Raw genomic sequence first — 15986 nt, 5'->3', positions numbered from 1 at the left:
CGTCTCAGCTTCATATTTATTTTGAAGACCGTATGAACCTGAGACTTAGATAATCAATGAGGTGACACAGTTAGATGAACACTCTCATTCAAGTGCTTATTCAGTATGTTGCTACTCATAGATTTTTATTACTTCTATGTACAGTGGTTGTTTTATTAACCATTTATAGACTATAAAGGACGAGTATTCAACTGATTAAATGTGTGATCTCTTTGCATATTTCAACGTATAAACACTCATTTCTGGGATTTCATAATGGTAACCTTTCGAAAAAGATTTAGTCCGATGATGAGCCATTATGATATAAATCTTTATTGAATAGAGCAAAATCTTACTGAGTTTTTCGAGATTATTGCGTTAACAGCTGTCAAAGTTTCTGTTTTGGCTCGAGTTAAAATTTCATTAATCGCGATCTCAGAAGTGATTTTAGTAAACAAGTTCAATTTTTGATCATAAGTAAAATGTACCTCAATTGTGTGTAATAATTTGATTCTGCGGATTGTTTTAACAAATCTTTTTTTATTCGAAAATAAATTCGATTAAATTACTTCTTCAAACGATAAAGAATAAGGAATACATTCGCGAAAATATGCGGATATCATGATTTTGGATCAGCATAGATGGAATAACTCAGAGAACTACTAGCCTCATCTAGGAAAATCTGCACTTTAATTTTTCCAGTTTTGATTTTATGGTGGAACAAAGTATGTCTTGAAGCAATTTTTCCTGACATGGATAGTGTCTATGTCCTGATGGATTTTTGAAGGGGAATACTTACCTAATACTTCTTGACTTGCTTCCCCAACTCATCAGGGATTTGTTTTCGCTTTGTTCGTGTCGCTCGCAAATCTCTAAATGCTCGTTTGGCAGAGTTTAACTTATTGGTACCATTTATCACAAAGTCGTGTCTTCGATGGTAGAGCAACAACACCCTTGTCTTCAGTCACGCATGCTCGACGATAACTTAAGTATCTTTCATATACTCATTCTTTTAATTAAGAAAATGTTCTTCATACAAGCTTAAAAGCTTTTTACGATCTTCTTCAATAGAAAGGCTCGCGTTTGCCGCATCTTTTAGCAATGTTGCATGAGGTATTAAAATAATTTTATGTTGTTGATTCGTTATGTTTTTATGTATCGATACAATCATTTTCATCATATGCAATGTCGCATTTCTATCTCTACATATATAAGGTTGAACTCTGCTAAATACAAGGTCACAAAATTCTGGAAACGTAATTGGCTTTGTAATCAATCGTAATTTATCCTTTATATCACACCGATATGCAGAAGGCTGATTGACTTTTGATAATTTTTGTATGCTCGATTGCAGCCAATCTAAGCAATTCATCGCGGTGAACGGATCGTTAATGCCAGGTGATAACGCCCGAGCTATAATTTCAACGATTTCATCTACAAGAAAGAGCGTGTCTTGCTCCTGATTACGTTTATGACCTAATGCGAATGCATCCATACATTGTTTAGAGACGGAGTCGTCAATTGTTTGAGACGAATAAATAACTAATAGTGTTGAGTCTTCAGTTATATAATCTCCAGGTCTAACTTCTAACTGAACAATTAAATCATTTTTTGTGGCGATATCAATAAGAGAGTTTCCGTCTAAAATGCGAATATACCCTTGGTTGGGGGAAATTACACTCGTTTTTTTTAGACTATTTTGAGATAAGTCTATTGATAGATTAGCATTTTCTTTACCTATATTCATGGGAAATTGGGAGTTTATTTGGCGATTTAGTTCTTCCCCTACTTGAGCAACTACATTGGACATATTAATACTTTCAGGAATATGATGAATAAAATAAATCAAAACGAAGATACTGATTAGAGTGAGGAGAATAGCAACAAGTAGCGATATCTGCGGGATAAAAACTAATTCATCGGCTTGTGGAGTACCATTTTTATTTGCGTTAAAAAGAGCCAGTAAAATAAATAGACAGAATAAAAAGGTGGCAATAAAAGTCCCGAGTGTGATTTGATTTGCTCTATCCCTCATAAAATTTGTAGTGAGACGGGGACCTATCTGGCTTCCAGCAAAAGCTACTGCCACAATTGTCATAGAAAAAGTAACTCCTGCTACAGTAATCATAGAGGTGGCAATTGAGGATAAAATAGTTCGAGCCCCCTCAGGATTACTTGCATGAAACCAGCCCCATCGTTCTAGCCAATGCCAATCAAATAAGTAGTCCAGGCGTAATGTTAAAATAGATAGCAATAAAGAAACTACACACATGAGTAGAGGAGTATACCAATAGCTTGCTCGTAATTCCGAAAAAAAGTTTAATAGTATTGTTTTCATAAATATCCCTTTATGAGAAGGTAAAGGCTTTTCTGTTTTTGCTACAGTAAGGAGTCTCTTTGATTAATTATATATTAAATTGATAAAAGGACTCACAAGAGAATCCTGGGTGATTTGATCAAAAAATCATCTTATCAATTTGACACGGTCGTTGCTATTGCAAGAGGAGGATTTCCAGCAGCACGTTTTATTTGTGATTTTTTGAACATTCGAGTTCTAGGCGCTGTACAAATCACACATTATGGGAGTGGGGCCAAACAAAAAGAAAGAATTGTAATCACGGCTCCCGTTAATATTCCAATCAAAGGTAAAAAGGTATTAATGATTGATGACGTTAATGACACAGGGTACACATTAAAGGCGGCTCATGAATACCTACAAACTTTACAACCATCATTATTAAAAATAGCAGTACTTCATGAAAAATCGACAACAATATTTAAAGCAGATTTTACTGCAAGACATCAAATCAAATGGAAGTGGTTGATTTATCAATGGGCTGTTACAGAAGACATTTTAGCGTTTCTTAAAAAAGATAATATGCTAGATGTTCCTGTAGCAGTAGCGCGTAAGCACTTAGAAGAAAAATACAAACTTAAAATAAGTAAAAATCTATTTCAACAAATCTTGAGTATGAAAGGTAATTATCTTGAATAAGCAAAGGAAAAAACGCAGAGTTAGCAAAAAACTAAAAATGCATTAAATGGAAGTATAGCGACAGATAAATCATTTATGCTGTCGAATAAACGATTGGATATTTAAATAGTAGAGTAGGAAATTCAAATAACATGCAATCTAAGAATGGTCTAATACGAGCCCTTAGTTTAGGTGCCTTAATTACTTATGGCGTGGGCGATATACTGGGTGCCGGGGTTTACGCTCTAATAGGAAAAATTGCAGGTCATGCTGGTCCATTGGCTTGGTTGTCATTCACAATAGCGATGTCTGTGGTATTTCTGACTGCACTTAGCTACAGTGAACTTTGCAGTCGTTTTCCCAAAAGTGGTGGCGTTTCTATTTTTATTCAAGAAGCCTTTGGTCAAGAGTGGTTGTCAATATTAGTAGGTTTTCTTCTGTTTAGCGCGACGATTCTCTCTATGTCGACGTTGTCACAGGCATTTATAGGATACCTTAGAGCTTTAGGATTTATGATGCCTAATTGGCTCGGTATTGCCGGATTTTTAAGTATTTTGCTTTTAATTAATGTACGCGGAATTAAGCAATCATCGATAACCAACATTATAAGTACTGCTGTAGAAGTGAGTGGTTTACTCATGGTATTGGCCTTTGGTTGCTTGTATTTGTTAAAAACAAATAATCAGCCTATTGTTACTCCACCAGAGAGCATGCCTGGGGTTGGAGATGTACTTCACGGGGCGGCACTTGCGTTTTTTGCATTCATAGGGTTTGAAGATCTTGCTAATGTTGCAGAGGAAGTAAAGAAACCTGAAAAAAATTTGCCACGAGGGATACTTTACTCGCTTGGGATTGCTGGACTTCTATATTTGGGTGTGAGTTGGGTAAGCACTGCAATTGTTCCTATGAGCGAACTGAATCAATCTAACTCACCCTTACTAGAGGTGGTTAGCAAGTCTTATCCTGAGATGCCGATTTCTCTATTTTCGGTCATTGCTATTTTTGCTGTTTCTAATAGTACTCTAGTCAATTACATTACTGCATCCCGCTTGCTTTATGGCATGTCCAAAGTCAATCTTCTTCCAAAATTTTTACAAACCATTCACCGTGGTTATCACACACCTTATGTTGCTATTTTACTAATATTTCCGCTGGTTCTTGGATTAGCCTCATTCGGTTCATTGAAAGGGCTTGCTGGCTCAACTAGCGCGGTTATTTTGACTGTATTTTCATTCAGTAGTGTCGCTTTAATCAAAGTTAAGTTGAAAGAGAGAAATAGAAAGACGAGTGCACAACTATTTCGCGTTCCTATGTTAGTACCATGGCTGGCAGTGATATTGAATATAACTGCTATTGGATTTTTGCCATTCTACAGCATTATTTTGGCCGCAGTTTTTATCGCTGTAGGGTTGATGATTATTGCATTTTTCCGTATGACAATACGAAGAGGTGAGGGGTATAGTTGAAAAAAAATGATACCAAATTTTCATAAAATGTTACTTTGTTGCTTTTCCGTTTTAAACATTAACAATGGAAAAACTACCTATTAATTTGTAACTTTGACAACAAAGTCTGCGTAATCTAAATATTAACTAGTAGATGGCTGGATTCTCAGTGTGTATTTTTGCACCAGATGTTAGGGGGGGTATGCTTAATCTTTCAATTCACACCCAACCTGATGATGAAACCTGTGGTCCTACTAGTCTTCATGCAGTGTATAAATATTATGGTATGGATACTTCTTTGGAAAGCGTTGTTTCTGAAGTGGAACGAAGCTTATATGGAGGTACACTAGCCCCATTACTAGGAAACCATGCTTTATCAAAAGGGTTTGATGTAGTTATTTATATTAATAACTTGACTATTTTTGATCCTACATGGTTTACAAATGGCAAGGCAAATCCTGCTATGCTGTATAAAAAAATTGAAACACAAATGCATTATAAGTTAGATCCTGGTCTGCAACAGGTCAGTAAGGCTTATTTGACTTATCTGTCTCTGGGGGGGCAAGTCTATTTTAAAAGTTTAGAAACTCAGGTCCTTAAACTCTATTTTGATCAAAAAGTTCCAATCATTACTGGATTGAATGCTACTTATCTATACCGCTGTGCGCGAGAGTTGTATGAGCAAGGAAAAGCAGTCTTTGATGATATTCGAGGTACAATTTGCGGGCATTTTGTGGTGTTGTGTGGCTATGATGAAGAGCAAAAACATGTCATAGTTGCAGATCCACATAAAGAGAATCCATTGTCACACGATAACTATTATAAAGTTAGTAGTCATCGCTTAATCAATTCAATTATGTTAGGTGTGACAACTTTCGATGCGAATTTATTAATTATCAGACCTAAATCAGATCAAGAGTTTTAAGAAGGAATGAGAAGATATTCTTTATTAAGACTAAAAGTATCAAATGGTGATACTAAATTTTTATAAAAATGTTACTTCGCAGGCAAAAGTTCTATTCCTAAATTATTGGTTGTACTCTGTAGGTATGAAGTTAAATTGGAGTGCAATATGAGATTAACCCGAGTAAAGGGTTTTTACCCCTACATGATGGTGGTATTTTTTAATACTTTTATTGATTTAGGACACAAAATTTTAATTCAGGATGCTCTTTATCAGACATCAACAGGAACGGCCTATACCATTCTATCAGCAATTATCAATGCCTTAATTCTTCTACCCTATATCTTATTATTTACTCCTTCCGGATTTTTAGCCGATAAGTTTCCTAAAGCACAAGTCTTAAGAATAACCGCTGCAGTAGCAATTCCGATGACTTTGCTCATTACTTGGTGTTATTACCAAGGTTATTTTTGGGGAGCATTTTTACTCACCTTGTTACTCGCGATTCAAAGTGCGCTCAATTCGCCGGCGAAGTATGGCTATATCAAAGAAATCTTTGGAAAGGAGCATTTATCGCAAGCCAATGCTATTGTTCAGACGCTTGCTATTGTCTCTATATTAGCTGCAACGTTCATTTTTACTTATATCTTTAGCTATTTCATTACGGCTGCAGGATTGCAACAAAGCAATGATAAATCACTCCTCTTGCAAGCCTTTGCGCCAGCAGGTTTTTTATTAATCGTGTTTTCTTTGTTGGAAACACTAATGACTTTCCGTTTACCGCAAAAAGAGGCCGCTGATCCCAAATCACATTATGAGCCTGCGAATTATTTTCGTGGGTATTATTTAAAAAGCTATCTGCACAAAGCCAACAAAAACCATGTGATCTTTACCTGCATGATTGGCTTATCAATATTTTGGGCAGTTAACCAGGTTCTTCTTGCAAGCTACGGTGCATACCTAAAAGAGCATATCGGTAATATTAGTGTTATTTTTGCTCAAGGCTCATTGGCTATGGGCGGAATTGGCATTTTATTGGGAGCCCTATATGCAGGTAAGGTATCGAAAGGTTTTGTCGAGACAGGGTTATTACCTGTTGCTACCGCCGGGATTTCTTTGGGACTATTTCTTCTGCCATCCACTTCTAGCCAAGTGGGGATCGTGTTGCTTTTTCTTGGCTATGGCTTTTTCGGGGGCATGTTAATTGTTCCGTTAAACTCTCTTATTCAATTTAATGCACCGCGACAAGCACTCGGGAAAATACTCTCTGCTAATAACTTTATGCAAAACTGCTTTATGATTGGATTTTTGGGGTTGACTGTCTTTTTTAGCTTTATTGGTATGGACAGCCTAATCTTGTTATATGGCTTGTTTGTGATTACTTTGGCCGGAGCTATCTACACGCTTATTACCTTACCGCAATCATTAATTCGTTATTTAATATATTTTGTGGCCTCAAAATTTTATCGCTTGAGTGTTTATCAACTGGATAACTTGCCTTCCACAGGTGGTGTATTGTTGTTGGGAAATCATGTCAGTTTTATCGATTGGGCCATTTTACAAATTGCATGTCCGCGACCAATTCGCTTTGTCATGGAGCGCTCTATTTATGAAACCTGGTATTTGAATTGGCTACTTAAAAAATTTAAGGTAATTCCTATTGCTCGAGGGGCAAGTCACGATTCATTACGTGAAATCAATGCAGCTTTGAATGCTGGAGATGTGGTCGCTTTATTTCCAGAGGGGCGATTAAGTAGAAATGGTCAATTAGGAGCATTTCGTACCGGTTTTGAGCGAGCAGCCGAAGGTGCTAAAGCAGTTATTGTACCGTTTTACATTCATGGTTTGTGGGGGGCTAAAGCTTCTTATGCATCAGGGTATTACAAAAAGCTAATCCAGTCTAATAATCGACGAGTCAGCGTAATTTACGGCGAAGTGATGGGTATTGATAGCAAGGCTCAAATCGTTCAACAAAAAGTAAGGGAGTTATCGATTAAGTCTTGGAAGTTATCAACCAACGAGTTAGGGAGCATTCAAGCCGAGTGGTTATACAAAGCAAAAAAAATGGGGCATGTACCAGCCATCATTAGTGAAAATGGAGCCACTCTAACAAATAGCAAATTGTTAGCATTGGTTTTATTTTTTAATAAAAAACTAAAACCTTGGGTTAAAAATAAACAGAATGTGGGGATTCTTTTACCGGCAAGTTCCGGTGGAATTATTGCCAATCTTAGTTTGTTATGTTTAGGTAAAACGATTGTAAATCTAAATTATACAACAGGGGATGCATTATTGACCTTGGCCAAACAGCAAGCATCGATTGAGACAGTTATTACTTCTCGTCTGTTTGTTGAAAAAATAAAATCGCGTGGCATAGAGCTTGAAACTTTGCTTTCTTCAACATCTATTATGTATTTAGAGGATTTTCAGCCGCAGCAGAATAAGCTCTCGATAGTGGCAAATTTAGTTTTGACAAAACTCTTACCGCTCTGGTTGTTGAAGCTACTTTTTATCAAAGAGTCAGATATTAACAATACGGCAGCTATTTTATTCAGCAGTGGCAGTGAAGGAAAACCCAAAGGAATAGAATTGACTCATCGTAATCTGCTTAGCAATGTCAATCAGGTAGCCAGTGTTTTTGGTGTGGAAGAAAAAGACATCATACTTAATTGCTTACCTTTATTCCATGCTTTTGGTCTAACAGTGACTACTTTATTACCTTTGCTAAAGAGTATTCCCGTGGTGTGTTATCCAGATCCAACCAATTCATTGGCAATTGCTAAACTCATTTTTCGTCACAAAGTTACTTTACTCTGTGGTACCTCAACTTTCTTAGGGTTGTATGCACGAAACAATGCGATCCATCCTATGATGTTGTCTCCCTTACGTATGGTCGTTGCCGGTGCTGAAAAATTGTCACCCAAAATCTATCAAGAGTTTAAGCGCAAATTTAATCTGGAAATTTATGAAGGCTATGGGGCAACGGAAGTAGCACCGGTTGCAAGCTGCAATCTACCTGATGTCTTATCGGCAGAAGATTGGCATATTCATACCGCTAATAAACCTGGTACAGTAGGTTTGCCTTTGCCCGGTTGTGCATTCAGAGTTGTGGACCCTCTTACTTTAGAGGATTTACCTGTTGGTGAAGAGGGATTAGTTCTCATCGGCGGTACTCAAATAATGAAAGGCTATCTTAATATGCCGGAAAAATCACAAGAGGTATTAATAGAAGAGGGCGATTTTATCTGGTACAAAACGGGTGATAAAGGACGTTTGGATAGCGATGGTTATCTAACCATTGTTGATAGGTATTCACGATTTGCCAAAATTGGTGGTGAAATGGTGAGTTTGGCTCAGCTAGAAGAACAATGGCAGCAATTGATTAAAGAGGAGAACGCTGCAGTGATGGCGGTTGCAGTACCTGATGATAAAAAAGGTGAGCAATTGGCACTAGTGTATTCAGCGCTCTTATCAGCTACTGAGTTAATGAAAACACTCATGACTTCTGATTTACCGAAATTGATGCTGCCTAAAAAGATTAAACAAGTAGAAGAGTTGCCAAAGCTTGGAAATGGCAAGTTAGATTATCAATCAGCAAAGCAGTTGGTGATGACAGTATCAGATTCTTTTTAAATCATCAAAAATATGAGGAACCCATGGGCGCATGGCTACAACTAATGCTGTCCCATGGCGTTTATCAATGTCGATATCAACGGTATCGCGACAGGTTTGTACAAATTGATCGGCAACTTTTTGCAAGGCTTGTTGGAATTTTAGATTGTCTTGTTCACTTAACATTCCACTACGAACTAAAAATAATTGATCCGGTTTGTCAAAATGGCAGGTAAAAAAATCATTTTGTACCGTTTCTTGAAAGAACCGTTGAATAGGCCCCCCCGCAATCCAATGAAAATCGGCATGAATCAGGCGTTTAAAACGATTAGCTGGTTGCAGTTCAATGATTTTCATTTGGTCAAGACGGGCACATTGCCTAATCAAGTCATGTTCTGAGAGATTATAAAAATGCAAAATATCGCTGAATGCCCAATGGTTGAGGATACAAATGGCGACCAGCAGTAACATTTTATTGCTAATAAGTTCTTCTTCCTGCGTTACAGTTAAATGCATGATGGGTTTGTTTCTTTTTTGTAAGAGCTCAAATGCTTCAGACAAGCTAAGCCCTATACATTCACAAATTGTTTCCAGTCGGTGCAAGTTAATGTCTTTTTGGCTAAATAACCGTTTTACACTGGCTTCAGATAAACCTAATCTTTTAGCAAGTTCTTTATAAGTTAGTCCTTGTAGTTTAAGTTGTTCTTTAAGGATTGAAAAAAGATCATCAATTTGCGACATGAGAAATAGGGTGTTTGATCTGGATAGCTTAACTATAAACTGTTCAGGTAAGATAGGGAAAAGAAAAAATTCTGAAATGACCTATACTAATCGTAAGTTAGGTTGCGCTAAGAATAAGGACATCACCATGCTGCACAATCCACTGGATAATCGTTCACTTTATAATTGGTATGATTTAACGATGAGGGCTATTCAACCCTATTCGGATTATTGCCTGACACTCTCAAAGCGTTTCCAGCGGATAGCTGACACGATGAACTTACCCATGAGTAATCCATTTCTTTCTGACATGCAAAATGAAATCTATAAAAATTTGATACAAACTCCGATTAAGTTTTATCGCGGTTTGACGGGGTATTTTTATGTATATCACATGATTACAGACATCTATGAAAAACCAAAATTCAATATTATGGATGTCAAAATAGGCGATGATTATTACGACATTAGAGAAGAAATTGTTGAGCGAAACAGTTTTTGTGATTTAGTACAATTTAGAAAAAGAGGGGTGAAAGAGGGTACCTTCCCCAAAATGCTGGTGGTTGCGCCGATGTCAGGTCATTACGCAACCTTACTAAGAGATACTGTTAAAGGTTTATTGCCTTTCTATGATGTGTACATTACTGACTGGAAAAATGCCCGAGATGTCCCATTAACAGAAGGCGGATTTGATTTAGATGGTTTTATTGAGTACCTCATTTCTTATTTCAAATTATTAGGATCTAATCTTAATGTGATGGCAGTTTGTCAGCCCACGGTGCCAGTATTAGCTGCATTGGCATTAATGTCGACGGACAACGACCCCAAAATACCTAATTGTGCAATTTTGATAGGTGGACCTATTGATACCAGTCAATCACCTACTGCAGTCGATGAGCTGGCTGTTTCCAGGGGGGATGATTGGTTCAAACAAAATGTGATTTCGATGGTCCCTGCCCGTTTTCCTGGGGCTATGAGGCTTGTTTATCCGGGATTTATGCAACTTTCTGGTTTCATGAGCATGAATATGCAAAGGCATATAGAGTCCCTTAAAAATGCTATTAATAATTATGCTGAAAATAAACGAAAAGAAGCGTTTAAAATTATTCAGTTCTACATAGAATATTTTTCAACAATGGATTTGACTGCTGAATTCTACATGCAAACGATTAATACTGTTTTTCAGGAGCAGTTACTTACTAAGGGACGGTATAAATCAAAAGGAAAAGATATACGCTTACAGGATATAAAGAATACGTCTCTTTTGATTATTGAAGGTGAGCGAGATGATATTACTGGTCTTGGACAAACAAAATCGGTCATTGACTTATGTAAGAATCTTCCCAATTCGATGAAAAAATATTATCTGGCTGCTGGAGTAGGGCATTATGGATTATTTAATGGGAGCAAATTCCGCAAGGTAATTATTCCTGAAATCAATAAATTTATTAATCATAGTACCGGCAAAGAGAATAGCTTAAAAAAAGCAAAATGTTGAGTAGTGAGGCTATTAGTTTGGAAGTCATGTGGATTAAAATGAGTAGTCCTTGTCCTCGGTGATCAAATAGGATAAGTAATGGGTTTCTTTAATAGCTAAAGGATGCTACAGAGATGAGAGCACCTTTTCAAATTTAAAATCCAGGTACTCAAAAAAACTTCTTGTTAACATGGAAATTATCCTCCATGATTCCCTAGGTAATCGAAAAATAAAAAGAATTCAATTTTTGCTTCTGGACGTAATTCTAATATAAATACTCGAGCTATTGTGATCTGTAACATAGGGGAATGGTGCTTGGGTGAATGAGATTGTTTGTCTATTTCGGTGCTATGTGTCCGACAGGTAGGTGAGGTTTTTTCAGGTCGGAAAGGATAAAATCAAGAGAGTCATTTGAGCAAATGATGAGCTTTATGGAAATAAACTATCTAGATAAGCTATTTAATCCTCACTCAATTGCTGTAATAGGCGCTAGTGAGAGCCCTTTTTCTGTGGGCGCTAAGGTATTTAATAATTTACTTGCTCATTTTTCCGGTATTTTGTTTCCAGTTAACCCCAACCATAAAAGAATTCAAGACATACCTTGTTTTTCTTCCATCAAAGAAATCAATCAGTCTGTTGATCTTGTGATTATTGTTACTCCTGCTGCAGCTGTTCCTGAGGTGATGACTCAGTGTGCGGAAAAAAATATACATCATGCAGTTATTCTTTCAGCGGGTTTTGGTGAGACAGAAGAAGGTAGAGAGTTAGAGCAAAAAATTATAGAGCTGGCTCGACAATTCCAAATTCGGTTTATTGGTCCCAATTGCTTAGGCGTTATGCGTCCCTGTATTGGATTAAATGCAACGTTTGAAAATAGCCCAATTTTACCAGGTAATTTAGCCTTTGTTTCTCAATCAGGAGCACTTTGTGCCGCAATATTAGACTGGGCTTTTGAGGAGAAAATTGGTTTCTCTACTGTAATATCGATGGGGAATAGTGCCGATATTGATTTTGGTGAAGTACTTGATTATTTAGCACTAGATCCTCAAACAGACTGCATTTTGCTTTACATCGAAGGTATTCGGCATGCTCGGCGATTTATGAGTGGATTACGAGCGGCCGCTCGTTTGAAGCCTGTCATTGCGATTAAAGCTGGACGAAATTCCCAGGGTTCGCAAGCAGCTATCTCTCACACTGGGGCAATGATTGGCACTGACGATGTTTTTGATGCTGCCTTACGTCGTGCTGGCGTGGTTAGGGTAATAAGTATAAAAGAATTATTTTCTGCTGCTGAGGTATTCGCATCAAACCGTCGCGTTAAAGGTGATCGGCTTATGATCATAACTAATGGAGGCGGTGCTGGTGTGATGGCCGCAGATTGTACTTCCGATTTAAATATTCGATTATCTTCCCTAACTGACAATACCTTATCGTATTTAAATTCATTGTTACCTAAGCATTGGTCTCACCATAATCCTATCGATATTTTAGGGGATGCTACGCCCGAACGTTATTATAAGGTTGTTGATGCTTGCTTGGATGATGAAAATTGTGATGGATTATTAGTCATACTTGTGCCAGTTTCTATTGCTCAGCCACTCAAAGTGGCGAAACAAATGGTTGAGTTAAGCCAAAAAACGGATAAACCGATTTTGGTATGTTGGATGGGAAAGGAGCAGGTCAAATCATCGTGGTCCCTATTTTCAAAACATAAGATACCATCATTTACTACTCCAGAAACGGCAGTGGGGGCTTTTTCCTATTTGTCGGATTATTATCATAACCAACAATTATTGCTTCAAGTTCCAGAGCCAATTATTTATCAGAGTCAAGCTGATGTTGCAGGGGCTCAGTTAATCATAGAAAATGCGGCAAGAGAACATCGTAAAATAATAACCACGATGGAGTCAAAGGCCATATTAAAAGCTTTTGGCATTCCTATTACTCCTACTTTTATCGCACAAACAGCGGCCGAAGCCCTAATTGCCGCTGAATCTATTGGCTTTCCAGTTGTCATGAAAATTTATTCGCCCAATATTACTCACAAACAAGATGTTGGTGGAGTGCAATTAAGTATTACTAACGCTGAGGCGGTCTGTGAGTTTTTTAATCAATTGACTTCGAATGCTAAGAAAATGAAACCTGATGCTCATATAATAGGCGTTACGGTGGAGCAGATGTATAAAACGCCTAATGATAGGGAACTTATGATTGGTGTAATCCAAGATCCTGTTTTTGGTCCCACAATTAATTTTGGAGCGGGTGGAAGTCTTGTCGAAATTATGCAAGATCGGGCTATTGCTTTACCGCCTTTAAACCAGTATCTGGTAAAAAATCTAATCGCGCGAACTCGCATCACCAAACTTCTGGGGGAGTTTCGGAATAAACCGGCAGTAAATTTAAAAGCAATAGAAGACTTGCTATTACGTGTTTCGGAAATGGTATGTGAGTTACCACAAATTCAAGAAATGGATATTAATCCTTTAATTGTTAATGAGAAAGAAATTATAGCAGTGGATGCACGTATAGTTATCAACTTTGAGAAATCAACAATTCCTTACGCCCATTTAGCTATCCATCCTTATCCTACTCGCTTAATCTCAAAGTGGCACTTAATCGATGGCACAACGGTGATTGTACGACCGATTCACCCCGAGGATGCGATATTGGAGCAGGATTTTGTCCGTCATCTTTCGGCAGAAGCAAAACGCTTTCGTTTTATGGGGGCTTTACAAGAATTAACTCCAGAAATGCTAAAGAGAACCACACAGATAGATTACGATCGAGAAATGGCAATGGTCGCTGTTATCAAAAATAACACGCAAGATTCTATTATTGGGATTGCACGCTACATTACCAAGCCTGATTCTCAATCCTGTGAATTTGCTTTAGTTGTAGCTGATCAATGGCAAAATAAGGGGATAGGGAGTCATTTACTGACATACTTAATGGATGCTGCTAGAACAAAAAACATAAAAAAGATGGAGGGAATAATTATGACCTCCAACATGTCAATGCTTACTTTAGTAAAAAACCTTGGTTTTTCAATAAAAAATGCTATTAACGATCCAACAATGCAAATTGCTGTAAAACTATTGTTCTAAACTAATTCTCGGTTTCAATTATGCATTATTATACACGATCGAATAGACATATATCATTAATTGATTTTCCTCAAAAACTATCCCATTATTAAATTTAAATTTAAGGCAGTGGTACTCAACTAAAAGAATAAAATACAAATAATTATTTTAAATCTAGATAAGTAATTATAAGGATTGTAATGATGTCTGAATATAATATTCATCTTGCATGGAAACGTGAAACAGAAGATTTCGATTATAAAACTTATAATCGAGCACATACGGTATTTTTTTATGGTGGACCAAAGATTGAAGTAAGTTCATCGCCTGATTTTATACGAGATCCACAATTTCATACGCCAGAGGAGCTTTTGGCAGCTGCTGTTTCAAGTTGTTATCTTCTTACTTTTCTAGCTATCACGGCTAAGAAAGGATTTATCGTAGATAGTTATCGTGATAATGCAACATGTCTTTTAGGGACAGTGAAAGATAAACAGGCAATTACTGAAGTGATTCTTCGGCCTGTAATTGCGTTTGGCCAGGAAAATAGACCTGATAAGAGGATTGTGAGCCAGCTTTTTGCAGAGGTCCATAATAATTGTTTAGTCGCTAATGCCTTAACAGCAAATATAACAGTAAATCCTACATTTTCTGATATATAAAAAAGTAATGGGACAACATAAAAATAAGAGGACAACATGAAAATTGTATGGGTTATTTTATTATGTGTAGTAAGCACCGTTGTATCGGCTGATGATTTGGGTAGAACCACGTATGAAATTGCCTGTCAAAATTGCCATGCGCCCAAATTGGCAAAGGCGATAAAAGCTCCTGCTGCTTTTGATAAAAAAGCATGGAATATTAGATTTAAGCATGCATCGATAGAAGCGAAGAGGCATCCGGCTCGTTTTAAAACAGCAATAGATTACTTGTTATATAGTGTGAAGCTTGGTAAAGGATTAATGCATCATGGTGGATTATGTAACGAAGCAAGTATACCCGATAAAAATTGCTCTGATGAAGCTCTAATTCAAGCTATTCATTATATGGCTCAAAACTAAAATTTTGTGTTTACAAGTTGTTTAAGAAGCTCTTGTAAACCCAGTATTAAGCTAAAACCAGCAATTAAGAGGCCAATCAAACGTGCAATAGTCATTGAAGATTTATCGGCGCATCGTATTAATGAGGCAACAAGAAGTCCATTTAAGCCATCTGAGGTCATCATTCCAGACATAAATGTTATTCCCAGAATAATAGAAAAATACCATTTTACTTGCCCAGACAATGAAATCGAAAATAAAACGACTTGTGTGAACGTATCAAAAGAAAAGGCAAATAATGCCCCCACTAATATAATTAAAAAAGAGTTGTATGGTCTTGAGTGTCCAATAAAGGGGATCTTTCTGATTGAATAGTTATAGGTGGGGGCATTCGATGATAGATTCCATAACGTAAGGAAGCCAAAAATAAATAAAAAAACTATGGATACCCAATTACCAAAACTCTCAAGCCATAACGGGAGTGCTGCATGAAAAAAACCATTACTAATTAACAAACTTGTTAGAATAACTACTATGCCATGCCCGAGTGAAAATAAAAAGCCTACTCGTTTTGACAGATGGCTATTGGCTTTTAATGTTCTTGTAATGGAGTCAATAGTTGCTAGGTGATCGAGATCAAATCCATGACGAACCCCTAGCCCAAATACCATAACAATTAACAGCAACGAAGAATGGATTGCGATATTAATAGAGATTTCCTCTTGTTTTATATTTAATCTTGTATGAGTTAG

Annotated in this window: 11 protein-coding genes; 8 read left to right on the top strand and 3 right to left on the bottom strand. The window is 37.0% G+C overall.

What is annotated here, in order from left to right; translation table 11 throughout:
- Window positions 1-991: 991 nt before the first annotated feature.
- A complete protein-coding gene (locus Lbru_RS02570) occupies window positions 992-2317 on the bottom strand; it encodes a DUF2254 domain-containing protein (RefSeq protein WP_058440617.1) in 1326 nt (441 codons plus the stop codon).
- A 78-nt stretch (window positions 2318-2395) separates the two neighbouring features.
- Between Lbru_RS02570 and Lbru_RS02565 the strand changes: the two genes are divergently transcribed.
- The 4 genes from Lbru_RS02565 to Lbru_RS02550 all read left to right on the top strand — a co-directional run bounded on the left by Lbru_RS02565 (window position 2396) and on the right by Lbru_RS02550 (window position 8935).
- The gene (locus Lbru_RS02565) at window positions 2396-2974 is read left to right on the top strand and encodes a phosphoribosyltransferase family protein (protein WP_083500799.1); all 579 of its coding nucleotides are present in this window, start codon (window positions 2396-2398) and stop codon (window positions 2972-2974) included.
- A 131-nt stretch (window positions 2975-3105) separates the two neighbouring features.
- On the top strand, window positions 3106-4419 hold the full coding sequence (locus Lbru_RS02560; RefSeq protein ID WP_058440615.1) for an APC family permease: 1314 nt from the start codon (window positions 3106-3108) through the stop codon (window positions 4417-4419).
- A 181-nt stretch (window positions 4420-4600) separates the two neighbouring features.
- Window positions 4601-5323 (top strand): C39 family peptidase, encoded by a 723-nt coding sequence (locus Lbru_RS02555; protein WP_058440614.1) that lies wholly within the window; start codon window positions 4601-4603, stop codon window positions 5321-5323.
- A 147-nt stretch (window positions 5324-5470) separates the two neighbouring features.
- Window positions 5471-8935, top strand: coding sequence for an acyl-[ACP]--phospholipid O-acyltransferase (locus Lbru_RS02550; protein WP_058440613.1), 3465 nt, complete (start codon window positions 5471-5473; stop codon window positions 8933-8935).
- Here Lbru_RS02550 and Lbru_RS02545 read toward each other — a convergent pair.
- Window positions 8921-9655, bottom strand: coding sequence for a helix-turn-helix domain-containing protein (locus Lbru_RS02545; protein ID WP_058440612.1), 735 nt, complete (start codon window positions 9653-9655; stop codon window positions 8921-8923). The genes Lbru_RS02550 and Lbru_RS02545 overlap by 15 nt on opposite strands.
- 76 nt (window positions 9656-9731) lie before the next feature.
- Between Lbru_RS02545 and phaZ the strand changes: the two genes are divergently transcribed.
- From phaZ to Lbru_RS02525, 4 genes are all read left to right on the top strand, one after another.
- The gene (gene phaZ, locus Lbru_RS02540; protein ID WP_238583808.1) at window positions 9732-11132 is read left to right on the top strand and encodes a polyhydroxyalkanoate depolymerase; all 1401 of its coding nucleotides are present in this window, start codon (window positions 9732-9734) and stop codon (window positions 11130-11132) included.
- A 410-nt stretch (window positions 11133-11542) separates the two neighbouring features.
- A complete protein-coding gene (locus Lbru_RS02535; RefSeq protein WP_058440857.1) occupies window positions 11543-14215 on the top strand; it encodes a bifunctional acetate--CoA ligase family protein/GNAT family N-acetyltransferase in 2673 nt (890 codons plus the stop codon).
- 179 nt (window positions 14216-14394) lie between these two features.
- Window positions 14395-14856: an OsmC family protein gene (locus tag Lbru_RS02530; RefSeq protein ID WP_083500798.1), complete on the top strand. Its 462-nt coding sequence runs from the start codon at window positions 14395-14397 to the stop codon at window positions 14854-14856.
- 36 nt (window positions 14857-14892) lie between these two features.
- The gene (locus Lbru_RS02525) at window positions 14893-15255 is read left to right on the top strand and encodes a c-type cytochrome (protein ID WP_058440610.1); all 363 of its coding nucleotides are present in this window, start codon (window positions 14893-14895) and stop codon (window positions 15253-15255) included.
- Here Lbru_RS02525 and Lbru_RS02520 read toward each other — a convergent pair.
- On the bottom strand, window positions 15252-15905 hold the full coding sequence (locus Lbru_RS02520; RefSeq protein WP_058440856.1) for a HoxN/HupN/NixA family nickel/cobalt transporter: 654 nt from the start codon (window positions 15903-15905) through the stop codon (window positions 15252-15254). The two genes, Lbru_RS02525 and Lbru_RS02520, sit on opposite strands and share 4 nt — an antisense overlap.
- Window positions 15906-15986 lie beyond the last annotated feature (81 nt).

Source organism: Legionella brunensis, from assembly GCF_001467025.1.
GTDB classification, from domain to species: domain Bacteria; phylum Pseudomonadota; class Gammaproteobacteria; order Legionellales; family Legionellaceae; genus Tatlockia; species Tatlockia brunensis.
The sequence above is the reverse complement of the archived record's forward strand: the minus strand, read 5'-3'. Positions and strand labels throughout refer to the sequence as shown.

Excerpts from the sequence above, each read along its gene's own strand:
- Lbru_RS02570 (WP_058440617.1), bottom strand. The coding sequence starts at position 2,317 with ATGAAAACAATACTATTAAACTTTTTTTCGGAATTACGAGCAAGCTAT.
- Lbru_RS02560 (WP_058440615.1), top strand. The coding sequence starts at position 3,106 with ATGCAATCTAAGAATGGTCTAATACGAGCCCTTAGTTTAGGTGCCTTA.
- Lbru_RS02555 (WP_058440614.1), top strand. The coding sequence starts at position 4,601 with ATGCTTAATCTTTCAATTCACACCCAACCTGATGATGAAACCTGTGGT.
- Lbru_RS02550 (WP_058440613.1), top strand. The coding sequence starts at position 5,471 with ATGAGATTAACCCGAGTAAAGGGTTTTTACCCCTACATGATGGTGGTA.
- Lbru_RS02545 (WP_058440612.1), bottom strand. The coding sequence starts at position 9,655 with ATGTCGCAAATTGATGATCTTTTTTCAATCCTTAAAGAACAACTTAAA.
- phaZ (WP_238583808.1), top strand. The coding sequence starts at position 9,732 with ATGACCTATACTAATCGTAAGTTAGGTTGCGCTAAGAATAAGGACATC.
- Lbru_RS02535 (WP_058440857.1), top strand. The coding sequence starts at position 11,543 with ATGGAAATAAACTATCTAGATAAGCTATTTAATCCTCACTCAATTGCT.
- Lbru_RS02530 (WP_083500798.1), top strand. The coding sequence starts at position 14,395 with ATGATGTCTGAATATAATATTCATCTTGCATGGAAACGTGAAACAGAA.
- Lbru_RS02525 (WP_058440610.1), top strand. The coding sequence starts at position 14,893 with ATGAAAATTGTATGGGTTATTTTATTATGTGTAGTAAGCACCGTTGTA.
- Lbru_RS02520 (WP_058440856.1), bottom strand. The coding sequence starts at position 15,905 with ATGGTATTTGGGCTAGGGGTTCGTCATGGATTTGATCTCGATCACCTA.